Below are 26359 nucleotides of genomic sequence, written 5' to 3'. Positions count from 1 at the left end.
TTTGGGCGCGATGGTTCATGGTGGAAAGTCTCAACCGGCGCGTAAGGTCGATCACGTGCCCCGGCCCCGCGCGACAGACGTGCCCCGGCTGCGCGCGATCGACGTGGCCCGCGGCGCGGGCGTCTCCGTGCAGCAGGTGCGCAACTACGAGGCGGCCGGCGTGCTGCCGCCGCTCGGCCGCACCGCGTCCGGATACCGGATCTTCACGCCGCACCACGCGGCGGCGGTGAGGCTGGTGCGCCTGCTGGCCGACGGGCACGGATGGGAACGCGCCCGCACCGTGATGCGGGCCGTGCACGCCGGCGACGTCGCCACCGCGCTCGCCGTGCTCGACCGCAGCCACGCCGAACTCGACCGCGAACGCTCCGAGATCGCGGACGTACTCAGCGCGTTCGCGACGCTGGCGACCCCGCCGATGCCCGCGCTGCCGCCCGGTGCGCCGGCCCGCTCGGGGGTCCGGATCGGAGCGGTCGCCGACGCGGTAGGGGTGCGCACCTCGGCTTTACGGGTCTGGGAGGGGCACGGGCTGCTGCGCCCGTCGCGCGAGAGGGTCACCGGGTACCGCGTCTACGACGACGCCGAGGTGCGCCGCGCACGGGTGGTTGCCCTGCTCAGGAGGGGTAACTACCCGATCGCCATCGTGCGCGCCGTCATCGACGAGCTGCGGTCGACGGGCAGCCCGGAACGGGTCCGAACGGAGCTCGCGCGGCGCGAACAGGACCTGCACCGGCGCAGCCTGCTGCGCCTGCGGGCGTCGGCAGCGCTGTACGAGTACCTGTCTCGGGTAGAGTAGGGAGATCACGAGTCCTGCCCGCGAGATCGACACCGCCGGCCATGAGGGCTCCACTGCAACGTTCGGAGACCCGATTACCACGTCGTTCGCCGCCCTCGGTGTGCCGCAGGCGCTCGTCGCCGCACTCGCCACCCAGGGCGTCACCAGCCCGTTCCCCATTCAAACGGCCACGCTGCCTGACGCGTTGGCCGGCCGCGACGTGCTGGGTCGCGGCCGCACCGGATCCGGTAAGACCTACGCGTTCGTCGTGCCGCTCCTGGCCCGGCTCGCTGCCAGCGGCACCCGCCGCCGGCCCGGGCGCCCGCGCGCGCTCATCCTGGCACCCACGCGGGAGCTCGCCACCCAGATCGAGGCGTCGCTCGCGCCGCTCGCCGAGGCCCTGTCGATGCGGGTGCTCACCGTGTTCGGCGGCGTCGGCGCGCGTCCCCAGATCAACGCGCTGTCGCGCGGGGTCGACGTGCTCGTGGCCTGCCCCGGCCGGCTCGACGACCACGTGCGGTCGGGCCACGCCAGCCTCGACTCCGTCGAGGTCACGGTGCTCGACGAGGCCGACCACATGGCCGACCTCGGCTTCCTGCCCGTGGTGCGCAAGCTCCTCGACCAGACCCCTGAAGACGGCCAGCGCCTGCTCTTCTCGGCCACCCTCGACGCGGCCGTCGACGTGCTGGTGCGCCGTTACCTGTACAAGCCGGTCACGCACAGTGTCGACCCACCCCAGTCCCCCGTGTCGACGATGTCGCACCACATGCTGCACGTGCGCGCCGACGACCGCTTCCCGGTGCTGGTCGACCTCACTGCCGCGCCGGGCCGCTCGCTGGTGTTCACGCGCACCAAGCGCGGCGCCAAGGTGCTCGCCAAGAAGCTGGTCGCGGCCGGTGTCCCGGCCGTGGAGCTGCACGGCAACCTGGCGCAGAACGCCCGCACCCGCAACATGTCCGACTTCGCCGAGGGCCGGGTGCGCACCCTGGTCGCGACCGACATCGCCGCGCGCGGCATCCACGTCGACGACGTGACCCTGGTCATCCACGCCGATCCGCCGGCCGAGCACAAGGCCTACCTGCACCGGTCCGGCCGCACGGCCCGGGCCGGCGCGAGCGGCACCGTGGTGACGCTGATGACCGACGCCCAGCTCGCCGACGTCGCCGACCTCGCGCGGCGCGCCGGCATCCGGCCGACGACCACGCGCCTGCGGGTCGGGGATCCGCTGCTCGCGCAGCTCGCCCCGGGGCAGCGTTCGTTCGTCCAGCCCGAGGCCGCTCCCGCCGATCGCGCCGTGTCGGGTACGGGCCGGGGCACCGGTCGGGGCCGCGGGGCCGCGCCGGCAAGGGCGAATGGTGGACGCGCGTCAGCGGCCGACCGCTCGCCAGACGCGGGCCGCTCGGCCGACACCCGACGCGGCACCCCGGCCGGGCGCGGCGGATCCACCGGTCGCAGCGTCGACGGCCGGGCCGGCTCAGAGGCCCACGCCCCGCGCGCGTCGAGGTCCCGGCGCGGCGGCCGGGGCAGGAGCGGCACGTCGACCCCGGCGGCGGCACCGGCCCAACGCTCGGGCGGCGACCGCGCGAGCGCCAGCAGCGGCGGGGCAGCCGCATTCTCGTCCCGCAGCCGCGCCGGCCGCCGCTCCCGCTGAGGCGTCCAACCGCCGCGATCCTGGACTGTCTTCGTACCCCTGGCTACGAAGATCGTCCAGGATCGCGCGGTCAGAGCCTGTTCGGGAGCTGGACGATCACCGGAACCGGGCCGCGAAGGGTCACTCACGGCGGCATCGTCCGGGCGACCCGGCATCGGTGATCAACTTCTCTGGAACGAACGTCAAGTCACGCCGCACTCTGTCTTCCAGAGAAGTTGATCGTCCCGGAACCCGCCGCCGCCCAGAATCTCAGCGGCCCGGGTCGACGTGCACCTTCGGAGCGGGCCCCGAGCTCAGGCCGGCCAGCACGTCGGCCACCTCTTCCAGGCCGACGGTCGCCGCCACCAGCGGACGCGGGTCCACAGCGCCGCTGGCGTACAGGTCGACCATGCCGGCCAGGCCGCCGGAGGCGGACAGGATCCCGGTCACGGTCAGGTCCTTGAAGACCAGCTCGCGCGAGTCGATCATGCTGGGCTCGCCGGACAGTCCGATGTAGACCACCCGCCGCCCCGGCTCGACCACCGACAGTGCCAGCGCCGGCACGCCGGCGCCGGTCGAGGCGTCGACCACCCCGTCGTAGCTGCCCGATGGAGTGTCGCTCGCGTGGAAGCCCAACGACCGCGCGAACTCCAGCGACGGCCGGGTCACCCCGAGCAGGTGGACGTCGACGCCGAACGACCGGGCGACCAACGCCACCAGCAGACCGATCGCGCCCGGCCCGACCACGAGCAGCCGCTCACCCGACGACACCCCGGCCGCCCGGAACGCCCGTAGCGCGTTGCCACCGGGCTCCACCAGCGCACCCACCGTGGCATCCACAGTGGACGGTAGCGGCACGAGCGCCCGCGCGGGAACCAGCAGCGACGACGCGAGCGCACCCGGCCAGCCGCCCCGGATGCCGATCTCGTAGCGCGTGGCGCACAGGTGCTGCCGCCCACTCAGACAGCGCGCGCAACTCGAACAGCCGAGCATCGTGTCGCCCGTGACCCGCCGGCCCACCCACGACGGGTCCACCGACGGACCCACCGACGCGACCACGCCGCACCACTCGTGCCCGATCCGCATGGGGTACGCGGCGTCGCCCGAGTGCAGGTAGGCCATCTCGCCGGTGAAGAACTCGACGTCGGTGCCGCACACGCCGGCGCGCTCGACGTCGACCACGACCTCGCCCGGCCCGGCCACGGGCTCCGGCACGTCGACCACGGCCGATGAACGTGGACCGGTGATTACGAAGGCGCGCACGGGTAGGGTCCCTTTCTAAAGGGAGAACATACATGTCCGAGCTCCGCAGCGCGCAGTGGTACGGCGGCAACGGCCGCAACGCCTACATCCATCGGGCCTGGATGCGGCGGGGTGCCCCGCCCGACGCGTTCACCGGCCGCCCGCAGATCGCGATCGCGAACAGCGCCTCCGACCTGACCCCGTGCAACAGCCACCTCAACGAGGTCGCCGAGAGCGTGAAGCAGGGCATCTGGGCGGCCGGCGGGGTCCCGCTGAACCTGCCCGTGGTGTCGCTCGGCGAGACGCTCGTGCGTCCCACCGCGATGCTCTGGCGCAACATGGCCGCGATGGCCGCCGAGGAGATGCTGCGCGCCAACCCGGTCGACGGTGTCGTGCTCCTGGGCGGATGCGACAAGACGATCCCGGCGTTGCTGATGGCCGCCGCGAGCGTGAACCTGCCGGCGATCGTGGTGCCGGGCGGCCCGATGCTCACCGGCACGTTCCGCGGGGTGCCGCTCGGCTGCGGCACCGACGTGTGGCGGTTGAGCGAGGAGGTGCGCGCGGGAACACTGTCCGAAAAGGACTTCATCGACTCGGAGTCGTCGATGATCCGCAGTCGCGGGCACTGCAACACGATGGGCACCGCGTCGACGATGGGGCTGCTCGCCGAGTCGCTCGGCATGGTGCTGCCCGGCACCGCGGGCATTCCGGCGCCCGACAGCCGGCTCCTCGCCCGCGCGCACGAGTCGGGACGGCTCGCCGTCGAGCTGGTCGAGAAGCAGCGCCGCCCCAGCGACGTGCTCACCCGGGCGGCGTTCCGCAATGCCATCGTCGCGCTCGCCGCGCTCGGCGGTTCCACCAACGCCGTGGTCCATCTTCTGGCGATCGCGGGACGCGTCGGAGCGCCGCTCTCGCTCGACGACTTCGACGGCATCGGTGCCGACGTGCCGCTGCTCGTCGACCTGCAGCCGGCCGGGCGGCACCTCATGGAGGACCTGCACCGCGCGGGCGGCCTGCACGCCGTGCTCCAGGAGGTGCGCGACCTCCTGGACCCGGAGGCGGTCACCGTGTCGGGCCGGCCGCTCGTCGACGAGATCGGTACGGGTCAGATCTTCGACCACGAGGTGATCCGCTCACGCGGGTCCCCTCTGAAGCCGCACGCGGGCATTGCCGTTCTCCGCGGCAACCTCGCGCCCGACGGCGCCATCATCAAGCCGGCGGCCGCGACGCCCGAACTGCTCGCCCACCGCGGACGCGCGGTGGTCTTCGACTCCGTCGAGGACATGCACGCGCGCATCGACGACCCGGCACTCGACGTCGACGCCGACTCCGTGCTCGTGCTGCGCGGCTGCGGGCCGAAGGGGTATCCGGGGATGCCGGAGGTGGCGAACCTTCCGCTGCCGCAGAAGGTGCTGCGGCAGGGCGTGCGCGACATGGTGCGCGTGTGCGACGGCCGGATGAGCGGCACCGCCTACGGAACCGTGGTGCTGCACGTGGCTCCCGAGGCGGCGACGGGCGGCCCCCTGGCCCGGGTGCGCACCGGCGACCTGGTGACGCTCGACGTGGCCGCCCGCCGCATCGACGTCGACGCCGACCTCGACGCCCGCGAACCCGCCCCGGCGGTGCTGGCCGCGCTGGCACAGCCGCGCCGCGGCTGGGAGAAGCTGTACGTCGACACCGTGCTCGGCGCCGACACCGGTGCCGACCTGGGATTCCTGGTCGGCGCCAGCGGGGATCAGGTGGCCCGGGAGTCGCATTGAGCGGCGGTAGAATCGGCGCATGACCCGCCTGACGATCGTGGTTCCCGACGATCTGGCCGAGCGCATCCGCGCCGCGGCCGGCGGCAACGTGTCGGCCTGGCTCGTCGAGGTCGCGCGCGATGCGCTGCTACGCCGCGAAGCAGCGGCGATCGCGGCTTTCGAGGCCCAGGAGGCCGTGCGGTCGAACGACGGGTGGGACGAGGAGCGGTTCGCAGCGTGAATGCCGGAGCGAAGCGCAGGCGTTCACGCTGCGGCCCCTGTGCGGGATTGAAGCGGCACAGCGTGAATGCCGGAGCGAAGCGCAGGCGTTCACGCTGCGGCCCCTGTGCGGGATTGAAGCGTTCACGCTGCGGCCCAACGGCCGCCCGGACGGGTCTTGGTGGCCCGGCATGAGGCGCGGCGACGTCTATGCGCATCCGAAGATCGACCGGCGGTTCGTGGTCGTCTCCACCGACCGGCTCACCGAGACCGGCACGGTGATCATCGCCGAGATCAAAGGTGAGATTCCCGCGGAGCTGCGGGGGATGCTCGCCGTGGGGCTGCGGCCCGACGATCCGGTGGCGGGCGCGGTGCTCGGCTGGCGGGTCAACTACGTGGCCGCGCACCGGTTGGGCGAGCACCTCGGCCGGCTGAGCGACGAGACCATGGAGGTCGTCGCGATGGCGCTCCGCACCGCCATGGACCTCTGAGGCGCCTCCCGCCGGTCAGCGTTCGGCACTGCGGCGGATCACCAGCTCCGGCGCGAACACCCGGTGCAGGTCCGACTCCTTCTCCTCCACCATCACGAGCAGCAGGTCGACCGCCGCGATCCCGAACTCCTGGTGCGGCGGGCGGATCGAGGCCAGCGGCACCAACGAGTTCTCGGCGTACTCGATGTCGTCGTAACCGATCACGGCGATCTCGTCGGGCACGCGCACCCCGCTGGTCACGAGCGTCTGCACCAGGCCGATGCCGAGCATGTCGTTGACCGTGAACACACCGTCGGGGCGGTTCGCCTCCGGGCGGCCGGCGATCTCGGCGCCGACCTTGTGGCCCACGGAGATCACGCGCGGCTCGACGTCGATGATCTCCAGTGTGGCCGAGCCGGTCTCGCGCACGGCGCGGCTCGCGCCCTGCAACCGGTCGGCGACCTGACGGACGCTCAGCGGACCGCCGACGAACGCCAGCCTCCGGCACCCGATGTCGATGAGGTGCCGCGCGGCGAGGTAGCCGCCGGACACGTCGTCGATCGACACCGACGGCTGCCCCGGCGACGCGGCGAGCTGCCCGACGAGCACCGACGGCGTGCCCTTCTTCTGGATGGCGGCCAGCCGGTCCTCGATCGGCTCGGGCGACGCGACGAGGATGCCGAGCACGCCGTGCTCCTGGAACAGCTCCAGGTACGAGTCCTCCCGCGCCCGCCTGCCGCCGGAGTTGGCCAGGAACACCGACAGCCCGGCCTCGGACGCGCGCTGCTCCACGCCCTCGGCGATCGTCGCGAAGAACGGGTTGCTGACGTCGGGGACGATGTAGGCCATCGTGGTGCTGCGGCCCAGCCGCAGCTGCCGGCCGGCATTGTTCCGCACGAATCCGAGCTTGTCGATGGCGGCCTGGATGCGGACGGCCTTCTCGGCCGATACGCGTGACGGGTGGTTCAGGTAGTGCGAAACCGTGCCCATCGAGACGCCCGCCAGTGCGGCCACCTCCCGGATCCCTATCCGCGCCACGTCGCCTCCCTCGGCGACAGATCCACTGTTGCCGTCAGCTCCACCCGATACCCGTGTGACGTCACACCGTACTCGGCGACGTGACCGTTCGCGCCATCAGCACGCTTCCCGCTCCGGCCGGTCGTAGGCGTCGAGGGCGCGCACCTTGGCCGCCGAGGCCGACGCCTCGTCGAAGCGGTGCCCGAGCCACTCGCGGACCAGGCGCCGCGCCAGTTCCAGCCCGACGACCCGCTGACCCATCGTGAGCACCTGCGCGTTGTTGCTCAGCACCGCCCGCTCGACCGAGTACGAGTCGTGGGCGGTGACCGCCCGGATGCCACGCACCTTGTTGGCGGCGATCGCCACCCCGAGCCCGGTGCCGCACACCAGCAGGGCCCGGTCGGCGTGCCCGTCGGCCACCAGCTGCGCCGCGCTGACGGCCACGTGCGGGTAGGCGGTGTGGTCGTCGGCTCCCACCCCGACGTCCACGACGCTGGCCACGAGGCCGCTGTTCTCGAGGTCCTTCCGCAGGACCTCCTGTACTCGAAGCCCGCGTCGTCGGACCCGACGACGATGCGCCAGCCGGTCATCGCGCTCCTCCGTCAATGCGTGCTTGAAACGTGTCAAAGCTAGCGCACATCCGCCTCTACCGGAATCCTTTCGTTTCCCCTACCGGCTCTGCCATGCTCGGGCGATGCGCACGATGCTTGCCGATCCCTCCACGCTTGAAACGTTATTCACCGGGACGGCGTGGGGCGAAGGACCCGTGTGGCTGCCGCGCGAGGAGCGGGTGCGGTGGAGCGACATCCCCAACGACCGCATCCTCGAGTACGACGCCGGCTCCGGAGAGGTCGGCGTGTACCGGACCGGGGTCGAGTTCACCAACGGACGCACGCTCGACCACTCCGGTGCGGTGCTGCAGTGCTCGCACGGCCGGCGCGCGATCGAGCGCGACACCGGCGGCGAACCGTCCATTGTGGTCGACCGGTTCGAGGGGCACCGGCTGAACTCGCCCAACGACGTCGTGGTGGCGCACGACGGGGCGATCTGGTTCACCGACCCGCCGTACGGCATCCACCCCTCCGGCGCGCAGGGCCACCCGGGCGAGGAGGAGTACGGCGGCTGCTACGTGTTCCGGTACGACGAGCGCACCGCTCGGCTCGACCCGGTCGTCACCGACATGTGGCACCCCAACGGGTTGGCGTTCTCGCCCGACGGGAGCGTCCTCTACGTGTCCGACACCTCGGCGCTGTGGCACGCCGACGGGCACCACCACATCCGCGCGTACGACGTCGTCGACGGCACCTGCCGCAACGGCCGCGTGTTCGCGGTGATCGAGCCCGGAGTGCCCGACGGTTTCCGGGTCGACGCCGAAGGGCGCGTGTGGACGTCGAGCGGCGAGGGCGTTCAGGTGTACTCGGCGGAATGCGCGAAGCTTTCCGTGATAGAGCTCCCGGAGGTCGCGTCCAATCTCTGTTTCGGCGGCCGCGACCGGCGCGACCTCTACGTCACCGGCAGGACCAGCCTGTTCCGCGTGCGCCTCAACTAGCGGGGTTCAGCGGCGGCGGGATCTCGGCGCCGCACTCCTCCAGGCGTTCGGTGACCACCTTGATGGCGTTGAGCGCCTTGGGGAAGCCGCTGTACTGCACGACGTGGATGACCGTCTCGAGGATCTCGGTCGGGGTGAGGCCGGCGTTCAGCGCGCCCCGCGTGTGGCCGCGCAGTTGCGGTTCGAGGCCGCCGAGCGCCACCAGCACGCCGATCGTGATCATCTCGCGCTGGGCGAGCGTGAGCCCCGGTCGCGAGTAGACGTCGCCGAAGTTGAACTCGACGCCGTAGCGGGCGAGGTCCTGCGCGAGACCCTTCTGCCCGGCGATGAGGTTGTCGGCCGTGCCCGGTCCGTACAGCTCCTCGAAGCGCCGGCGGCCCCGGTCGAGGCGGTCGTCGTCCACTGTGGTCTCTCCTCGCATCAGATGGAGTGGCCGCCGTCGAGCGGCAGGATGACGCCGGTGATGTTCACCGCGGCGGGACCGGCGAGGAACGCGATCGTCTGCGCCAGATGCCCGGGCTCGCCGAGCAGCCGGGTGGGGATCTGGTCCAGCAGCGCCTCCCGGCGCTCCGGGGTGTCGCGGTCGCGGCCCGGTGTCGCCTGCGCGCCCGGCGCGATGCAGTTGACGGTGACGCCCCGCTCGGCCACCTCGATGGCCAGCGCCTTGGTGAGCCCGACGACGCCGGCCTTGGCGGCGGCGTACGCGGTGGCGCCGCGCACCAGGCGGCCGCCGCCGATCGCGGCGACCGACGCGATGTTGATGATGCGCCCGTGGCGCTGCTCCAGCATCGACGGCAGCACGGCGCGCGTGACGTTGAAGACGGTCGTGAGGTTGCGGTCGACCTGAGTGGTCCACGTGTCGTATGTCATCTCGTGGAACCAGCTGACCGCCCCGCCGCCCGCGCCGTTGACGAGAATGTCGACGCCGCCCCACTTCTCGACCACGCGGCCCACCGACCGCTGGACGGCGTCGAAGTCGGTGAGGTCGACCGCCTCGCCGAGCCCCGGCGTCACCGCGGCGAGGGCGTCGGCGTTGAGGTCGAGCCCGGCAACGGCCGCACCCTCGGCCTGGAGCTGTGCCACGATGACCCTGCCGAGGGCGCCCGCGGCGCCCGTGACGACGGCCCGCCGGCCGGCAAGTGTTCTCATTCGGCGCATTGTCGCACCGTCTTTTGAAACGTGTCAAACATTGGTACGCGGCTGTCGCGGCAACCATCTCGCAGGGAACAGCGGTCATCGATGCCGCGCCAACGGGAGCGCGATTCCCCGGTGACACAGCGGTTCTTGACTATGTCGACCCTCACAGTTAGCCTCCGATTTGAAACGCTTCAAAACCACTCCTCATGCCGCCGCGCTTCACCGGGAGGAAACCGTGCCACCAGCCTTACCGAGCCGCCGGCTCCGCTCCGTCACCGCCGCGCTCGGCGCGCTCGCCGTGGCCGTCGCGGTCACCGGGTGCGCGTCCGACGACGGGGGTTCCAGTGGAGACAACCCCTCGAACTTCAGCCTGCTGACCCCCGCCGAGAACGCCATCGTGCGCAACGAGTTCGCCGCGCTGGCCAAGGGCGAGTGCGCCACCGCAGAGAAGGCCATGCCGCTCAAGGCGGAGACCGTGGCACAGGCGGAGGCCGTCCAGAAGATCACGCTGCTGGCCGGGCAGAACGCCCTGCCGGTCATGTTCGTCGCCGGCACCGCGCAGGTGAAGCCCGACGGCGACCTCGGCAAGAACAACCTCATCGTCGACTACGAGAAGACGCTGAAGGACCTCGGCGTCTGGGACAACGTCCTGCCGGCCGCCGCGTCGACGGTGAAGTCGGTCTACGGCCAGATGACGTCGCTTCCCTTCCAGTACAACATCGAGGGCATCTTCTACAACAAGAAGCTGTTCGCCGACCAGGGCCTGCAGGCTCCGAAGACCTGGGGCGAACTGGTGAGCGCCGCGCAGAAGTTCAAGGGTGCGGGCGTCACGCCCATCACCGAGGCCGGCAACCAGGGATGGCCCATCACGCGGCTCATCGGCATGCACATCTTCCGCAACCTCGGGCCCGACGCGATGAAGGCGGTCAAGGACGGTCAGGCGAAGCTGACCGACCCGGTGTACGTCGCCGCCGCGCAGGCGATCGCCGACCTCGGCAAGCAGGGGCTGTTCGGCGAGGGCATCACCTCGCGCGACACCGACACGGCCAACACCCAGTTCCTCACCGGCAAGGCCGCGATGATGTACAACGGGTCGTGGTTCCTCGCGAACCTCAACGACCCGAAGCAGAACCAGATCGGCGTGGAGAACGTGGGCTTCATTCCGTTCCCGACCGTCGACGGCGGTAAGGGCAACGCCGGGCAGTGGCCGGCCAACGCCGGCGCGCCGACGGCGATGTCGCAGAAGGCCTACAGCGCGAAGGCCGGTGACTGGCTGAAGTGCCTCGCCGAGAACTACGGCAGCAGCGTCATGCAGAACCAGGGCGTCATCTCCGGCTTCAAGCTGAACAAGGAGGTGTCCAACGTCCCGCCGCTCACGAAGGAGCTGCAGGACGTGGTCGCGAAGGCCACCGAGACCGTGCTGTGGTTCGAGGCCCTCTGGGACGCGAAGACCACCAAGGACGCGCAGACCAACGTCGCGCTTCTGGTGAGCGGTCAGATGTCACCGCAGCAGTACATGTCCGCGCTCCAGGCGGACCTGGACCAGGCCCGTTGACGGGTGCTTCCGACAAGTGACGGCGTGGCGGGCCGGTCGGTCCGCCACGCGTCGTCCCGACACACGGGAGGAGGTACGGCGTGAACCGTGCCCTCGGTGACAAGCGGGCGGTGCTGCTCCTGCTCGGGCCGGCCCTCCTCGTCTACACCGCCATCAAGCTCGGGCCGGTGCTGTGGTCGCTCGGCCTGACGTTCTTCACCGGGAACCCGCTCTCCGGCTACGAGTACATCGGCTTCGACAACTTCGCGACGTTCGTCGACGACCCGCAGTCGCGGCAGGCGATGTGGTTCACCGTCAGGTACGCGGTGGTGCTCACCATCGGCCAGCTGCTGCTCGGCTACGGCCTGGCCCTGCTGTACGTGTTCGTCCTCCGGCGCGGGTCCACGTTCGTCCGCACGATCGTCTTCTTCCCGGCCGTGCTGCCGACGGTCGCCGTCGGCCTGCTGTTCAAGAGCTTCTTCGCGGTCGGTGACAACCAGGGGCCGGTGAACGCGAGCCTCGAGGCGCTCGGGCTGTCCGGTGTGGACTGGTTCGCCACCGGCAACGGCACGTTCGTCGTCGCCATCCTCATGGAGCTGTGGCGGTCGATGGGCTTCTTCGCGGTGCTGCTCTACGCCGGTCTCCTCGACATCCCCGAGGAGGTGCTGGAGTCGGCCCGGGTCGAGGGTGCCACCGGCTGGCGGCTGGTCCGGCACATCGTCCTGCCGCTGTCGCTCCCGGTGCTGCTGTCGGCCGCCATCTTCAGCGCGAACAACACGCTGAAGGTCTTCGACACCCTGCTGGCGCTCAACGACGGCGGACCGGGGTCGGAGACCACGCCGCTGACCCTGCAGATGTACCGCACCGTGTTCAACTACTCCGACTACGGCTACGGCAGCACGATCGCGCTCGTGCTCACCATCATGTGTCTGCTGGTGACGCTCGCCGTGTTCCGGTCGGCCCGCCGCGACATCACGAGGAGCTGACGGCGATGGCGCTGCAGACGATGACCGCTCCCGCCGCCGGCACCCGGGCGGCGCCCCCGCGCCGGCCCCGCGCCAACGCCCGCCGGATGTGGCGGCGTGTGTGGGTGACCACGGCCGTGACGCTGCTCGTCGCGATCGAGCTGTACCCGATGTTCTGGCTCGTCATGGGCTCGTTCAAGACCCAGAACGAGTTCTTCTCCAAGCCCACCTGGGCGCTGCCGGAGAGCTTCGGCTTCGACAACTACGCCGAGGCGTGGAACACCGGCGGCCTCGCCCGCAACCTCCTCAACAGCGTGCTGGTGACGGTGCCGTCGGTGCTGCTCATGCTGATCCTGGGCGTGGCGGCGGCGTTCGCCCTGGAGGTCATGGTGTGGAAGGGCCGCCACACCGTGCTGCTGACGTTCATCGCCGGCATCATGATCCCCGGTCAGATGATCCTGGTGCCGCTGTTCATCGTCTACTTCAAGGTCGGGCTCACCAACACGCTGTTCCCGCTGATCCTCACCTACACGGTGATGGGCCTGCCGCTCACCGTGTTCCTCATGACCGCGTACTTCCGGGCCATCCCCCGTGCCATCTTCGAGTCCGCCGCGATCGACGGGGCGAGCCTGCTCACCACGTTCTGGCGCATCGGCGTGCCGATGATGAAGAACGCGATCGTCACGCTGGCACTCGTGGAGTTCTTCAGTGTGTGGAACGATCTCCTCATCGCATTGACGTTCACCACCCACGACGAACTGCAGACCGTGCAGGTCGGTCTGCTGGCCTTCAGCGACGAGTACGGGTCCACGCGGTACGGGCCGCTGTTCGCCGCGATCACCATCAACCTGGCCGGCATCCTCGTCCTGTACCTGTTCCTGAACAAGCAGATCATGACCGGCCTCGCGAACGGATCGCTCAAGGGATGAACCCCCGTAAGCTCACCCTCGGCGCGTCACGGCTCGGCCAGCGCGCCGACGGTGCGCGGGACCTGGCCCACGCGCTGGTGCGCTCGGCCAGCGGCCAGATCGACACGTCGAACAACTACGCGGAGGGCCGGAGCGAGTCCCTGTTGGGCGAGGCGCTCCGGGAGACGGGCGCGTCGCCCACGGTGTTCTCCAAGGCGGACGCCGACCCGGTCACGGGGGTCTTCGATGGTGACCGCGTGCGGCGCTCCTTCGAGGAGACGCTGGCCCGGCTCGGCGTCGACCGCCTTCCCCTGTACCACCTGCACGACCCGTACGGCATGACGGTGGCCGAGGGACTGCGCACCGCTGTGCCAGCCCTGGTCGCGCTCCGCGAGCAGGGCCTCGTCGGCGCGATCGGCATCGCCGCCGGCGACCCGGCGCTCGTCGAGGGGTACATCCGCAGCGACATGTTCGACGCGGTGCTGACCCACAACCGGTACACCCTGGTCGACCGCAGCGCCGAGGCGCTCATCGCGGCGGCCCGGGAGCGCGGCATGACGGTGTTCAACGCCGCGCCGTTCGGCGGCGGCATCCTCGCCGGGTCGCCGCGGCGGGCCGGACAGTACGCCTACCGGCCGGCGCCACGGGAGGTGCTGGCGTTCGTCGACCGGCTCGCCGCCGTGTGCCGCGAGTGGGAGACGCCGTTGCCGGCGGCCGCGCTGCACTTCTCGCTGACCGCTCCGGTGGTCGACTCAACCGTGGTCGGTGTGTCCGACGCGGCACAGGTGGCGGCGACCGAGGCGCTGGCCGCCCGGCCGGTGCCGGCCGGCCTCCTGGAGGCACTGGCGGCTCTCGGCACACCCCCGGCGGCGTCCTCATGACGTCCTATGTAGACAGCACCGCGCCCGGCGAAGGGCGCCGCGCGCCGCGGGCCGACCTGCGCACGGACGCCCCGCGCCTGAGCCTCAACGGGCGGTGGAGGTTCCGGCTGTCGCCGACGGCCGACGGTGCCGACGGCCCCTTCGACGACTGGGACACCATCCGGGTTCCGGCGCACTGGGTGCTGGAGGGCCACGGCGAACCCTGGTACACCAACACCGCCTACCCGTTCCCGCTCGACCCGCCGCACGTGCCGAACGACAACCCCACCGGCGACTACCGGTTGCGGTTCGACCTGCCCCCGCACTGGCCCGACACCGTGACGGTGCTGCGGTTCCAGGGCGTCGACTCGTGCGCCAAGGTGTGGCTCAACGGCACGGAACTCGGTCACTCGAAGGGCAGCCGGCTTCCGTTCGAGTTCGAGGTGACCGGGCTGCTGCACCCGCGTGACAACGTGCTCGCCGTGCGGGTGCACCGGTGGTCGTCCGGCAGCTACCTGGAAGACCAGGACATGTGGTGGCTGCCCGGCATCTTCCGCGACGTCGAACTGCTGGCCCGGCCGGCGGGGAGCGTCGACGACGTGTTCGTGCACGCCGGATTCGCCGACGGCGTGGGCACGCTGCGGGTCGACGCCGACCGGCCGGGGGTCGTGGAGATCCCGTCGCTGTCCCTGCGGTTCGACACCGGCACCGAGGTCTCCGTGGAGGGCGTCGAGCCGTGGAGCGCCGAGTCGCCGACGTTGTACCGGGGCACGCTGGTCGCCGGCGGTGAGCGGGTCGATCTGGCGATCGGGTTCCGCACGGTGTCCATTGTCGACGGACGGCTGCTCGTCAACGGGCGGCCCGTCCTCATGCGCGGCGTGAACCGGCACGAGCACGACCCGCACCGCGGCCGGGCGCTCGATCTGGAGACCATGCGGCGCGACGTGCTGCTGATGAAGCGGCACAACATCAACGCCGTCCGCACCAGCCACTATCCCCCGCACCCCGAGTTCCTGCGCCTGTGCGACGAGTACGGGCTGTGGGTCGTCGACGAGTGCGACATCGAGACGCACGGGTTCGCCTACTCGGGCTGGAAGGGCAACCCGCCCGCCGACCCCGCCTGGCGCGACGCGCTCCTCGACCGCGCGCGGCGGATGGTCGAGCGCGACAAGAACCACCCGAGCGTCATCATCTGGTCGCTCGGCAACGAGAGCGACGCGGGCGCGGCGTTCGCCGACATGGAGGAGTGGATCCGCGACCGCGACCCGTCGCGGCCGATCCACTACGAGCGCGACCGCAGCTACCGGCACTCCGACTTCCACAGCGTGATGTACCCGTCGCTCGACGAGCTGTCGGCGATCGGGCAACGGGCCGAGCCCGCGCCCGAGGGTGTCTCCGCCGACGACGCCGCCCGCAGCCGCACCCTGCCGCATCTGCTGTGCGAGTACGGCCACGCCATGGGCAACGGGCCCGGGTCGCTCGCCGACTACCAGAAGATCCTGGAGGGATCCGACCGGTTCTGCGGCGCGTTCGTGTGGGAGTGGATCGACCACGGCCTGTGGGGCACCGACGCCGACGGCGTGCCGTACCTGCGGCACGGCGGCGACATCGACGTGAAGCCCAACGGCGACCGCTTCTGCCTCGACGGGCTGGTGTTCGCCGACCGCACCCCGTCGCCGGGCCTGATCGAGTACGCCAAGGTGATCGAGCCGGTGCTCGTCGACGTCAAGCCCAGCGGCATCACGCTGCGCAACCGGTACGACGTCAGCGACCTGGCGCACCTCCGTCTCCTGTGGACGGTGGCCGACGACGGGACGCCCGTCGCCTCGGGCGAGCTCGCGGTTCCCGACGTGCCCGCGCGCGGGTCGGCGTCGGTGGCCGTTCCGGAGGCGGCCCTGGCGGCGGCACCGGGAACGGGCGAGCGGTGGTTGTCGGTGCGGGCCGTGCTCGCGGCCGACACGTCCTGGGCGGCGGCCGGTCACGAGGTGGCGTGGGGCCAGGGAATGCTGGCCGTCTTCCGGCCACCGTCACGGCGCGCGAACGGCTCGGCCCTGTCCGCCCGGATCGACCCGGCGACCGGTCGGCTGCTCGGCCTCGGCGACCTTGCGATCTCCGGCCCGTGGCTGGACGTCTGGCGGGCGCCGATCGAGAACGACCACGGCCACGGCGGCCTCAACGAGCTGTCGCGGGCGTGGCGTGCGGTCGGGATGGACCGGTTCCTGCACCGCACCGACGAGGTACGCACCGAGGACGACGGCACCGTCGTGGTCCGTGTCCACAGTGGACCCGCGACCCAGACGCTGGCGCTGACGGCCGAGTACCGCTGGGCCCCCGTCGACGACCGCTCGGTACACCTGCGCGTGCGCGTCGAGCCGGTCGGCATCTGGGACGGCACCCCGATCGGGCACCACTCGGTGACCCCTCCCCGGCTCGGCCTGCGCTTCGGCCTGCCGGCCGCGATCGGGGCGGCGGAGTGGTTCGGCCGCGGCCCGCACGAGTCCTATGTGGACAGCTTCACCGCCGCCCGGGTCGGCCGCTTCCGCGCCGAGGTCGACGCGCTGCAGACCCCGTACCCGGTGCCCCAGGAGAACGGCAACCACGTCGAGACCCGGTGGCTGCGTCTGCTGGGTGCCGGCGTGCCGAGGCTGCGCGTCACCGGAGACCCGCACTTCGCGTTCACGGTGCGCCGCTGGACCACCGAGGACCTCGACCGGGCCGTCCACCCGCAGGACCTCCGCCCGTCGGAGACGGTGTGGCTCAACGTCGACCACCTGCAGCAGGGCCTCGGCAGCGCCTCATGCGGACCCGCGCTGCCCGACCGCTACCGCATCCCGGTGAAGCCCTACGAGTTCGGAGTGACCCTGTCCGTCGAGTGAAGCTCGTCGCGCCACAGGTGCGCGGGCCGGTAGCCGAGGTCGCTGGCCGCCTTCCCGATCGCGAAGACCGGTTCGTGGCCCGCGAGGTCGCCGCGGAGCGGCACGTCCGGGAAGGCGCCGGCTACCAGGTCGGCGGTCGGCACGGACAGCCCGGTGTCGGAGGCTCCGATGTTGTAGGACACCGCTCCGGGACGGCCGGCGGCCAGCGCCAGGGCGACCGCCGCGGCGACGTCGCGGGCGTCGACGTAGCTCCACAACAGGTCGCGCCGGTAGGCCGGGTCGTGGCCGCGGGTCGCGAAGGGCCCGTACTCCCCCGGACCCGTGACGTTCGTGATGCGCAGCCCCGTGATCGACAGCTCCGGGTCCCAGCGGACGAGCTGCGCCGCCATCGCCTCCTCGAGCACCTTGACGAGGCCGTAGGTGTTGTTCGCGCGCGGTGGGCAGTCCTCGTCCAGCGGCAGGTACGCCGGCGGCTCGTGGAACGGGAAGCCGACCGCGGTGATGCTCGACGCGTGCACGATCCGCCTGATCCCCGCCCGGAGACAGGCGTGGAACACGTTGAAGCTCACGCTCAGGTTGGCGTGGAACGTGGTCACGTCGGGCACCAGCCCGTTGACCGGAATCGCCGCCAGGTGCACCAGCGCGTCCAGCCCGGTGTGGCGGGCGGTCACGCCGAGCACCGAGTCGAGCGTCTGCCCGTAGTCGGCCAGGTCGACACGTGTGAAGCCCGGGCCGGCGGTACCGGTCACGTCCAGGCCGAGCACGTCGTGTCCGTCGGCGCGCAGCCGGTCCACTGTGGCCCGTCCGACCTTGCCGGAGCTGCCGGTCACCGCGATGCGCACGGGAAATCCTCCGGTACGGGTCTGCGTGGAACGTCATGGCCCGCGGCGTCCGCGGGGTCGCGGTACAGGTGGCCGACCCGGCCGCCGGCCGGTAGCCCGGTCTCCACGAAGAACCCGTGCAGAGCCTCGTAGACCTCGACCACGTCGTGGGTGTCGCCGGCGCGCGTCAACACGATGTCGCCGGCCTGCACGTAGCGCTCGCCGCCGTCCACGAGGATGCGCGCCTTGCCGGCGGAGATGAACCAGATCTCGTCGTCGTCGTGGTGGTGCCGCTCGAACCGTCCACCGTGGACGGGCACCGCGAACCGCCCGGCACCGGCGACAGCGCACCAGCCCGGGCGGTCCGACGGGTTGATCCAGCGGCCGGGTGGGAACACCGGCACTAACGGTCCTGCTTCCAGGACGGCTGCACGCCGGGCTCGAGGATGCGCGCGTCGGGCAGCCCGTCGAGGCCGGTCTCCGCGCCACCCGGGGTGTAGACGACGATGAGCCGCAACGGCGACCAGGTCGTGTTGTACGTCGAGTGGACGGTGTTGGCCGGGATGTAGACGGCGTCGCCGGCCTTGATGGGGAACGGGTCCGCGCCGTCGCCGACGGTCTGCGTGCCCTCACCGGAGATCACGTAGATGACCTCCTCCTCGTTCGGGTGCACGTGCGGCGCGTGCCCCTGGCCCGGGTACACGATGACCTCACCGGTGGTGAGTCCGGCACCCTTGTCGAGGTGCGGGGTCACCAGCCACTTGATCGTGCCCCAGTCGAAGACGCGGGTCGGTACCTCGTCGGGGCGGCGCCCCACGTACTCGCTCATGTCAGTCTCCTTTGGACAGTGGGATGGACTTGAACTGGCGGGCCTGCTCGGCGATGGCGCGTTCGGTGGGCAGCCGCTCCATCGAGGACGCGCCGAAGAACCCAACCACACCGGTGGTGTTGGCGAGCACGTAGGCGGCGTCGTCGGGCTCGGCGATCGGACCACCGTGGCAGAGCACGATGACGTCCGGGTTCACCGCGACCGCCGCGTCGCGCATCTCCTGCACCCGCGCGGCGGCCTCCTCCAGCGTGACCGCGGTCTGCGCACCGATCGTGCCGCTCGTCGTGAGACCCAGGTGCGGCACCAGCACGTCGGCGCCGGCCTCGGTCATGGCCACCGCGGACGACACGTCGAAGACGTACGGCGCGGTCAGCAGGTCGCGCTCGTGGGCCAGCCGCACCATGTCGACCTCGAGCTCGTACCCCATGCCGGTCTCTTCGAGGTTCTGGCGGAAGACACCGTCGAACAGGCCGACCGTCGGGAAGTTCTGCACACCGGTGAAGCCCATGGTCTTGAGCTCGTCGAGGAACCGGCCCATGAGCCGGAACGGGTCGGTGCCGTTGACGCCGGCGAGCACCGGCGTGTCACGCACCACCGGCAACACCTCGCGGCTCATCTCCACCACGACCTGGTTCGCGTCGCCGTACGCGAGCAGGCCGCTGAGCGAGCCGCGGCCGGCCATCCGGTAGCGGCCGGAGTTGTAGATGATGATGAGGTCGACGCCGCCCAGCTCCGCCGACTTCGCCGACAACCCGGTTCCGGCGCCCGCGCCGATCACCGGCTTTCCGGCGGCAACGGTGGCCCGCAACCGCTCCAGAGCCGTCGAACGGTCCATTCTCAGGCCCCCGTCATCAGTGTGTGGAGAAGGTCCGCCGACCGCACGGCCAGGTCCTTGTCGTTGATGTGCGCGTCCTCGTCGACCACTGTCACGGCGCTACCGTCCACTGCGGACAGAACGGCGTCGAACAGCGCGGTGTCGGCGGCCCCGTCGCGGAAGGCCATGCCGTCGGCGTCGAGCGCCGACACACCCTTGCGGGGCACGATCAGAGCGGTGGGACCGGTGGCGGCGGCGAGCTTCGTACCGAGCCGACGACCGAGTTCCGCGTTCTCCTCCGCCGTGGTGCGCATGAGCGTCACGGTCGGGTTGTGGACGAAGAAGGTCCGGCCCTCGAAGCGCTCCGGCACGGTGTCGCGCGGGCCGAAGTTCACCATGTCGAGCGCGCCGAGGCTCACCACCTGCGGCACACCCGCCGCACCGGCCGCGGTGAGCCGCGACGGCCCGGCGGTGAGCACGCCGCCGACGAGGTCGTCGGCGAGTTCGGTGGTGGTGAGGTCGAGAACGCCGGCGAGCATCCCCGACCGGGCGAGGGCCTCCAGCGCCTGCCCGCCCGAGCCGGTCGCGTGGAACACCAGCACCTCGTACCCCAGCTCCTCGAGACGCGCGCGGGCCGCGTCGACCGCTGGCGTGGTCACCCCGAACATGGACGCGGCGACCAGCGGACGGTCGTCGCCCGCGCCCGACGCGGCCCGGCGCGCGGCGAACGCCCGCGCCATACCGGCGATGCCGGCCGCGGCGTTGCCGAGGACGGCGCGCGACACCTGGTTGATGCCCGCCACATCGACGACGCTGTACATGATGCTGACGTCGCTGGCGCCGACGTACGGCGACACGTCGCCCGACGCCATCGTGGAGACGATCAGCTTGGGCAGGCCGACCGGCAGGTCGCGCACCGCCCGCGCGGCGATCGACGAGCCGCCGCTGCCGCCGAGCGCGAGCACACCGTCGAGGGCGCCGGCGGCGTGCAGACGGGTGAGCACCGCGGCCGCGCCCTCGCCCATCGCGGTGACGGCCGCGCCGCGGTCGTTGCCCGACCGCAGCGCGTCGAGCGAGGTGCCGGCGGCGGTGGCGACCTCCTCCGCGGTCACGGTGGCCTCCACCGTGCCGGGATTCACCCCTGTGTCGACGATCGTGACGGCGACGCCGTGCTCGCGAAGTTTCTCTGCCACCCACTGGTACTCGGCGCCCTTGGTGTCGAGGGTGCCGACCAGAGCCACGGTGGCGGGTGGCTGTGTGGGGTTGCTCACGGGTCCATCCTGAGGTCGTGTTTGAAACGTGTCAACCGCTTCAGTAAGCTCATTCGACGCGAGATTGAAACGTGTCAGGCCGGAGGTAGTTGAATGACCGTTACCCCGCTGCCCCCGACGGCTGAGCACCACCGGGTGCCGCTGGGTATCGGCGAGAGCCGCCCCCGCCTGTCCTGGCGGGTCACCGGTTCCGGCCCCTGGACGCAGGCCGGCTACGAGGTCGAGGTGACCAGGGGCGGTACCCGCTCGGTGGTGCGCGTGGCCTCACCCGACCAGCTTCTCGTGCCGTGGCCGGTTGAGCCACTGGGATCCCGCGAACAGGTCGTGGTGCGCGTCCGCGTGTTCGACGCGTCCGGTCGCTCCTCGGACTGGAGCGGGCCGACGGTGATCGAGGCCGGGCTCCTGCGTCCCGACGACTGGGTCGCCCGACCGGTCGGCGCCTCCTGGCCGGAGGACCCCGACTCCGACCGCCGCCGGCCGTCCCTGGTGCGGCGGGGCTTCCACGTCGCGGGCGAGGTCAGGAGCGCCCGGCTCTACGCGAGCGCGCACGGCGTCTACGAGCTCGAGGTGAACGGACAGCGCGTCGGCGACGACACGCTCTCACCCGGCTGGACCGTGTACCCGAAGCGCCTGCGCTACTACACCTACGACGTCACCGCGTTGCTGCGCGCCGGCGACAACGCGATCGGCGGGTGGCTCGGCGACGGTTGGTACCGCGGCCGCCTCGGCTGGCGCGGCGGGTTCCGCAACCTCTTCGGCACCGACCTCTCCCTGATCGCGCAGCTCGAGATCTTCTATGTGGACGGGCGCAGCGAGGTGATCGCCACCGACCCGTCGTGGCACGCGGCCCAGGGTCCGATCCTGTACGCCGGCAACTACGACGGCGAGGCGTACGACGCCCGCCGGGAGCTGGCCGGCTGGTCCTCGCCGGGATTCGACGACGCCGGGTGGAGCCGGGTGCAGGTCCGGCACCGCGATCCGGCCACGTTGGCCGCGCCGATGGGACCGCCGGTGCGCTGCACCGGGGAGGTGCAGCCGGTCGCGGTCCTCACCACCCCGGGCGGACGCCGGGTGGTCGACTTCGGGCAGAACCTGGTGGGCCGCCTGCGGATCCGGGTCAGCGGGTCGGCCGGGCAGACGGTGACCCTGCGCACCGCGGAGGTGCTGCAGGACGGCGAGCTGTACCAGCGCCCGCTGCGGGAGGCCCGCTCGACCGACTCGTACACGATGGCCGGCCGGGCGACCGAGGAGTGGGAGCCGAGGTTCACGTTCCACGGCTTCCGCTACGTCGAGGTCGACGGCTGGCCCGGCGACCTCGACCGCGCCGCCCGCGACGGTGATCTCGTGGCGCGCGTCCACCACACCGACATGGCCCGCACCGGCTGGTTCGAGTGCTCCGACGCCGTGCTGAACCGGTTGCACGACAACGTCGTCTGGAGCATGCGGGGCAACTTTCTCGACATCCCCACCGACTGTCCACAGCGCGACGAACGCGTCGGCTGGACCGGTGACATCCAGGTGTTCGCGCCCACGGCGTCCTTCCTCTACGACTGCTCCGGGATGCTCTCCTCCTGGCTCGTCGACGTCGCCCTGGAGCAGCTGCCCGACGGCACCGTGCCGTGGTACGTCCCGGTGATCCCGTCGCACGAGCGATGGACGCCGATCCGTCCGGGTGCCGGCTGGGGCGACGCCGCGGTCCTCACCCCCTGGACGCTCTACGAGCGGTTCGGCGACGCCGGAATCCTGGAGCGCCAGTACCCGAGCGCGAAGGCCTGGGTCGACCTCCTCGACCGGCACTCCGGCCCGCCCCATGTCTGGGACACGGACTTCCAGCTCGGTGACTGGCTCGACCCGACCGCCCCGGCCGACGACCCGGCGGCCGCCGCGACCGACCGGCACCTGGTGGCGACGGCCTACTTCGCGCAGTCCGCGCGCCGCCTGGCCGACATCGCCTCGGTTCTGGGCCGCGCCGACGACTCCTCCCGTTACCGCACGCTGGCCTCTGACGTGCGCACGGCGTTCGCGGACCGGTACCGCACCGGTCCGGGCCGCCTGTCGAGCGACACCCAGACCGCCTACGCGCTGGCCATCATGTTCGAGCTCCTCCCGGCCGACGAGCTGGCGCTGGCCGGGCAGCGGCTCGCGGAACTCGTGGCGCAGGGCGGCAACCGCATCGGCACCGGTTTCCTCGGTACACCCCTGGTCGCCGACGCGCTCACCCGCACCGGTCACCTGGACACGGCGTACGACCTGCTCCTGGAGCGCGAGTGCCCGTCGTGGCTCTACCCGGTGACCCAGGGCGCCACGACGATCTGGGAACGCTGGGACAGCCTGCTCCCCGACGGCACGGTCAACCCCGGCACGATGACGTCGTTCAACCACTACGCCTTCGGCGCGATCGCCGACTGGATGCACCGGGTGGTGGCGGGCCTGGTGCCGGCCGCGCCGGGTTACCGCCAGATCGTGTTCCGGCCCCGCCCGGGCGGAGGGCTGTCGTGGGCCCAGGCGCGGCACGAAACCCCGTACGGCCTGGCGGCGATCGCGTGGGAACTGGCGGACGACGGCGAGCTGACGGTCGACGTGACGGTGCCGTACGGGGTCACCGCTTCCCTGGACCTGGCCGGTGAACCGGCGCGGACCCTCGAACCCGGCACGCACCGCGTGGTCGTCCCCGCCTCGCTGCCCGCTTAGCGTGTACGCCTTTCGGTTGGTCGTTGGTCACATCGCACGCGGTCTCAGACATAATGAGGAGTCGCTGCGCGTGCCGCACCAACCGAAAGTTCGCCATGTCCGAGGACGCTCGATCTCTGCGCATGGGAGGCGGCGGGCGCCTCGATGTCGAGGGGCGGATGGTCGCGGAGCTCCAGACGTCGATGACGTTTTCCAGTGAGTCCGGGCTCCAGCTCGCACTGCAAATGATCAACGACGAGCTCGGTACGCCCGTGGCCCTGCGACGTCACTCAGCGGTTCGCGCTCAGCTGTTCGACCTGGTGCGATCGCTCGCCGGAACGCAAGGCGGACTGGTCAGCCTCGTCACGGTCGCGGAACGGCTGGAACCCGACACCAACCAGACCAGGACGCTGCGCAACCTCCTCGACCAGTGGGTCGCCGCGGGCGGGGCGACCCTGCGGGTCGCGCGAACCGCCGACACCTGCGGGACGTCCGGTCCGAGAGGCCGGCACCGCCCGGTCGTGTGGGGAAACATCCCACCCCGCAACCCGAACTTCACCGGCCGCCACGCGATGCTTGGAACCCTGCACGAACGGCTGCGATCGGGACCTACGGCCCTCCTTCCTGAGGCGCTCTACGGGATGGGCGGAGTGGGAAAGACACAGCTCTCGACCGAGTACATCTACCGTTATCAGAACGAGTACGAGCTGGTTTGGTGGATCCCGTCGGAGCGGCCGGCACAGATCCGCCAAGCGCTGAGCGAGCTTGCCCACCGGCTCGGGCTGCCGGTGGGAGCCGAGGCCAACGCCGCCGTACCGGCGGTTCGCGAGGCGCTTCGTGCCGGCACACCGTTCAGCGAATGGTTACTGGTCTTCGATAATGCAGAGAGCCCGGAGTCTGTTACACCCTTCTTTCCCACCGGCGGTCCCGGACGCATCCTCGTCACCTCACGCGATTCACGGTGGGCATCCGTGGCCGACACCGTCGAGGTGGACGTCTTCACCCGTGCGGAGAGCACCGAGCTGCTCCGTCGACGTGGGCCCGAGCTGAGTATCGAAGATGCCGACCGGCTCGCCTTCACCCTTGGCGACCTGCCATTGGCCATCGAGCAGGCAGCCGCCTGGCGATCCGAGACCGGCATGCCGGTCAACGAGTATCTGCGCCTGCTGGAGGAGAAGCGCCCAGAGCTGCTGGACGACGCACCACCACTGGGTTATCCCACCACAGTCGCCGCTGCCTGGAATGTCTCGCTGGACGCGCTACGCGCGCGGAACGCGGGCGCGATGCAGCTGCTGCAGCTGTGCGCTTTCCTCGCACCGGAACCCATTTCCCGATGCCTGTTGACCGGATCACCGCAGATCCGGATCCTGCCGGAACTGGACGAGACGCTGCGTGACCCCATCCAGTTCAGCCGGGCAATCAGGGAGATCAACCGGCACGGCCTGGCCCGGATCGACCACAGGAACGACACCATCCAACTGCACCGGCTGGTGCAGCACGTCCTCATCGGGCAGATGGCCGACGATCAGCGGAAGACCCTACGGCACGGCGTGCACCTGCTGCTCGCGTCCAGCGATCCGGACGACCCGGATGCGCCGGCGAACTGGCCCCGGTACGGCGAACTGTACGCACACGTCGTCGCCTCCGGCGCCTTCGACTGCGGTCACGATCCCGTTCGTCGGCTGGTTCTCAACGAAGCGCTGTATCTGTTCCGCTGGGGAGACAACGACGGAGGCATAGAGATCTCCCAGCGTGCCCTCGAAGCCTGGCGCGTCCTCCTCGGCGCGGAGCATCCACAGACCCTCGGAGTGGCCGCCCGACTAGGGTTCATGCTGTTCCACAGCGCCCGCTTCGCTGAGGCGGCCGCTCTCAACATGCAGGTCCTCGACGGGTACCGGCGAGCTTTCGGTGACGAGGACAGAGGAACCCTCGGCGCCATGCAGGCGATGGCCGCTGACCTGCGGGCACGAGGGGACTTCGTGGCCGCACTCGAAGTCTCCAAGACTGTCCATCGTGAGTCCACCCGGCTGTTCGGTGCCGACGACCCGATCACGCTTCGTGCGGCCCACAACCTCGGCGTGAGCCTCCGCCTGGTCGGCCAGTTCGAGCGGGCGCGGACGCTCGACGAACAGACGTTCCGGCGGATGGTCGGCATTTTCGGGGAAGACCATCTCACCACCTACTACACCCACCTCGGGTTGACCATCGACCAACGCGAACTCGGGGACTACCTCGGCGCCCGGCGTGCGCTGGAGGTGCTGGTCGCCAGACTCCAACTCATACTCGGAGAGCACAACTACGTCACGCAGCGGGCGGTGCTGACACTGTCCGTGACGCGACGTAAGGCAGGCGACCACCAGGGTGCGCTCGAATGCGCGGAAGCCGCCAGCGCGCTGTCTGCGAATCAGTACGGACCGCATCATCCCGAGACCCTTGCCAGCCACCTGAGCCTGTCGACTGCTCGTCGGGCGTCCGGCGACCTCCATACGGCGTGGGAACTTGGGCGTTCAACGTACGAACGCTACGTAGGGACGCTGGGCGAACGTCACCCCTACACGACGGTCGCCGCGGTGAACCTCGCCGCCACCGATCGACTTCTCGGCGCGGCCGATCACGCCTACCAGACCGACGCCGCGGCCATCGAGCAGCTTCGTGGTGGTCTCGGAGACAGCCATACCCTGACCGCGGCGTGCGCGATCAATCTGGCAAGTGACCTGTTCGCCAAGGGCGAGATACGGCATGCTCACGACCTCGACTCCGCCAACCTTCGCCGGCTACGCACCATCCTGTCCGACGACCATCCGCTCGTGCTCGCATGTGCCATCAACCATGCGATCGATCGACGGGAGCTCGGACACGACGACGAGGCGAAGCAACTGCACCTGGACATCCTCGAACGGCTCGGACGCGTACTCGGACCGGGCCACCCCGCGACGCAGGAAGCCGCCGGATGGACAAGGGCTACCTGCGACGTCGACCCGATGCCGCTCTGAGCCGGGGCGGACACACGCGGATCGAACCTGGTTGACCTGTTGA

General features: G+C 70.9%; 23 protein-coding genes. 13 read left to right on the top strand and 10 right to left on the bottom strand.

Going from position 1 to position 26359, the window contains the following annotated elements; genetic code table 11:
- The first annotated feature begins 55 nt into the window (after positions 1 to 55).
- Positions 56 to 793: a MerR family transcriptional regulator gene (locus Voc01_RS23240; protein WP_239160421.1), complete on the top strand. Its 738-nt coding sequence runs from the start codon at positions 56 to 58 to the stop codon at positions 791 to 793.
- A 25-nt stretch (positions 794 to 818) separates the two neighbouring features.
- Entirely contained in the window at positions 819 to 2423 is a 1605-nt protein-coding gene (locus Voc01_RS23235; protein WP_373873858.1) for a DEAD/DEAH box helicase, read from the top strand.
- Between the two features lie 249 nt (positions 2424 to 2672).
- On the opposite strand, the gene Voc01_RS23230 is transcribed toward Voc01_RS23235, so the two are convergent.
- Positions 2673 to 3665, bottom strand: a complete 993-nt coding sequence (locus Voc01_RS23230; protein ID WP_203929626.1) for a zinc-dependent alcohol dehydrogenase — start codon at positions 3663 to 3665, stop codon at positions 2673 to 2675.
- A gap of 32 nt (positions 3666 to 3697) precedes the next feature.
- Here Voc01_RS23230 and Voc01_RS23225 point away from each other — a divergent pair, with 32 nt between their 5' ends.
- The 3 genes from Voc01_RS23225 to Voc01_RS23215 all read left to right on the top strand — a co-directional run bounded on the left by Voc01_RS23225 (position 3698) and on the right by Voc01_RS23215 (position 6093).
- Positions 3698 to 5404, top strand: a complete 1707-nt coding sequence (locus tag Voc01_RS23225; protein WP_203929625.1) for an IlvD/Edd family dehydratase — start codon at positions 3698 to 3700, stop codon at positions 5402 to 5404.
- A gap of 19 nt (positions 5405 to 5423) precedes the next feature.
- Positions 5424 to 5624 (top strand): hypothetical protein, encoded by a 201-nt coding sequence (locus Voc01_RS23220; protein WP_203929624.1) that lies wholly within the window; start codon positions 5424 to 5426, stop codon positions 5622 to 5624.
- 169 nt (positions 5625 to 5793) lie between these two features.
- A complete protein-coding gene (locus tag Voc01_RS23215) occupies positions 5794 to 6093 on the top strand; it encodes a type II toxin-antitoxin system PemK/MazF family toxin (protein WP_203929623.1) in 300 nt (99 codons plus the stop codon).
- A 15-nt stretch (positions 6094 to 6108) separates the two neighbouring features.
- Here the strand turns inward: Voc01_RS23215 and Voc01_RS23210 are convergent, their stop codons facing one another.
- Together Voc01_RS23210 and Voc01_RS23205 are read right to left on the bottom strand one after the other, a co-directional pair.
- Complete coding sequence (locus Voc01_RS23210) at positions 6109 to 7110, bottom strand: LacI family DNA-binding transcriptional regulator (protein ID WP_203929622.1); 1002 nt, start codon at positions 7108 to 7110, stop codon at positions 6109 to 6111.
- 96 nt (positions 7111 to 7206) lie between these two features.
- Entirely contained in the window at positions 7207 to 7695 is a 489-nt protein-coding gene (locus Voc01_RS23205; protein ID WP_275423747.1) for a ribose-5-phosphate isomerase, read from the bottom strand.
- 88 nt (positions 7696 to 7783) lie between these two features.
- Here Voc01_RS23205 and Voc01_RS23200 point away from each other — a divergent pair, with 88 nt between their 5' ends.
- Positions 7784 to 8638, top strand: a complete 855-nt coding sequence (locus tag Voc01_RS23200; protein ID WP_203929621.1) for an SMP-30/gluconolactonase/LRE family protein — start codon at positions 7784 to 7786, stop codon at positions 8636 to 8638.
- On the opposite strand, the gene Voc01_RS23195 is transcribed toward Voc01_RS23200, so the two are convergent.
- Together Voc01_RS23195 and Voc01_RS23190 are read right to left on the bottom strand one after the other, a co-directional pair.
- Positions 8631 to 9041: a carboxymuconolactone decarboxylase family protein gene (locus Voc01_RS23195; RefSeq protein WP_203929620.1), complete on the bottom strand. Its 411-nt coding sequence runs from the start codon at positions 9039 to 9041 to the stop codon at positions 8631 to 8633. The two genes, Voc01_RS23200 and Voc01_RS23195, sit on opposite strands and share 8 nt — an antisense overlap.
- 17 nt (positions 9042 to 9058) lie before the next feature.
- Positions 9059 to 9787: an SDR family NAD(P)-dependent oxidoreductase gene (locus Voc01_RS23190; protein ID WP_203929619.1), complete on the bottom strand. Its 729-nt coding sequence runs from the start codon at positions 9785 to 9787 to the stop codon at positions 9059 to 9061.
- Between the two features lie 223 nt (positions 9788 to 10010).
- On the opposite strand from Voc01_RS23190, the gene Voc01_RS23185 reads away from it, so the two are divergent.
- The 5 genes from Voc01_RS23185 to Voc01_RS23165 all read left to right on the top strand — a co-directional run bounded on the left by Voc01_RS23185 (position 10011) and on the right by Voc01_RS23165 (position 16918).
- On the top strand, positions 10011 to 11330 hold the full coding sequence (locus tag Voc01_RS23185; RefSeq protein WP_203929618.1) for an ABC transporter substrate-binding protein: 1320 nt from the start codon (positions 10011 to 10013) through the stop codon (positions 11328 to 11330).
- Between the two features lie 80 nt (positions 11331 to 11410).
- A complete protein-coding gene (locus tag Voc01_RS23180; protein WP_203929617.1) occupies positions 11411 to 12295 on the top strand; it encodes a carbohydrate ABC transporter permease in 885 nt (294 codons plus the stop codon).
- A gap of 5 nt (positions 12296 to 12300) precedes the next feature.
- Entirely contained in the window at positions 12301 to 13203 is a 903-nt protein-coding gene (locus Voc01_RS23175; protein WP_203929616.1) for a carbohydrate ABC transporter permease, read from the top strand.
- Positions 13200 to 14063 (top strand): aldo/keto reductase, encoded by an 864-nt coding sequence (locus Voc01_RS23170; protein WP_203929615.1) that lies wholly within the window; start codon positions 13200 to 13202, stop codon positions 14061 to 14063. Before Voc01_RS23175 ends, Voc01_RS23170 begins: the two co-directional genes overlap by 4 nt.
- Positions 14060 to 16918 (top strand): glycoside hydrolase family 2 TIM barrel-domain containing protein, encoded by a 2859-nt coding sequence (locus Voc01_RS23165; protein WP_203929614.1) that lies wholly within the window; start codon positions 14060 to 14062, stop codon positions 16916 to 16918. The genes Voc01_RS23170 and Voc01_RS23165 overlap by 4 nt, the downstream gene beginning before the upstream one ends.
- On the opposite strand, the gene Voc01_RS23160 is transcribed toward Voc01_RS23165, so the two are convergent.
- Genes Voc01_RS23160 through Voc01_RS23140 form a run of 5 tightly spaced genes read right to left on the bottom strand, consistent with a single transcriptional unit; the run spans position 16885 to position 20653 of the window.
- Positions 16885 to 17760: an NAD-dependent epimerase/dehydratase family protein gene (locus Voc01_RS23160; protein ID WP_203929613.1), complete on the bottom strand. Its 876-nt coding sequence runs from the start codon at positions 17758 to 17760 to the stop codon at positions 16885 to 16887. The genes Voc01_RS23165 and Voc01_RS23160 overlap by 34 nt on opposite strands.
- On the bottom strand, positions 17745 to 18137 hold the full coding sequence (locus tag Voc01_RS23155; protein WP_203929612.1) for a cupin domain-containing protein: 393 nt from the start codon (positions 18135 to 18137) through the stop codon (positions 17745 to 17747). The genes Voc01_RS23160 and Voc01_RS23155 overlap by 16 nt, the downstream gene beginning before the upstream one ends.
- Before the next feature lie 5 nt (positions 18138 to 18142).
- Positions 18143 to 18568: a cupin domain-containing protein gene (locus Voc01_RS23150; protein ID WP_203929611.1), complete on the bottom strand. Its 426-nt coding sequence runs from the start codon at positions 18566 to 18568 to the stop codon at positions 18143 to 18145.
- A 1-nt stretch (position 18569) separates the two neighbouring features.
- Complete coding sequence (locus tag Voc01_RS23145; protein WP_203929610.1) at positions 18570 to 19403, bottom strand: phosphoenolpyruvate hydrolase family protein; 834 nt, start codon at positions 19401 to 19403, stop codon at positions 18570 to 18572.
- A 2-nt stretch (positions 19404 to 19405) separates the two neighbouring features.
- Positions 19406 to 20653 carry a Tm-1-like ATP-binding domain-containing protein gene (locus tag Voc01_RS23140; RefSeq protein ID WP_239160419.1) on the bottom strand — a complete coding sequence of 416 codons (1248 nt, stop codon included), beginning with the start codon at positions 20651 to 20653 and terminating at the stop codon, positions 19406 to 19408.
- A gap of 93 nt (positions 20654 to 20746) precedes the next feature.
- Between Voc01_RS23140 and Voc01_RS23135 the strand changes: the two genes are divergently transcribed.
- Together Voc01_RS23135 and fxsT are read left to right on the top strand one after the other, a co-directional pair.
- A complete protein-coding gene (locus Voc01_RS23135) occupies positions 20747 to 23344 on the top strand; it encodes a family 78 glycoside hydrolase catalytic domain (protein WP_203929609.1) in 2598 nt (865 codons plus the stop codon).
- 95 nt (positions 23345 to 23439) lie between these two features.
- Complete coding sequence (gene fxsT, locus Voc01_RS23130; protein WP_203929608.1) at positions 23440 to 26316, top strand: FxSxx-COOH system tetratricopeptide repeat protein; 2877 nt, start codon at positions 23440 to 23442, stop codon at positions 26314 to 26316.
- Positions 26317 to 26359: the final 43 nt, after the last annotated feature.

The sequence above is a fragment of the Virgisporangium ochraceum genome, from assembly GCF_016863655.1.
Classification (GTDB): domain Bacteria; phylum Actinomycetota; class Actinomycetes; order Mycobacteriales; family Micromonosporaceae; genus Virgisporangium; species Virgisporangium ochraceum.
The sequence above is the reverse complement of the archived record's forward strand: the minus strand, read 5'-3'. Positions and strand labels throughout refer to the sequence as shown.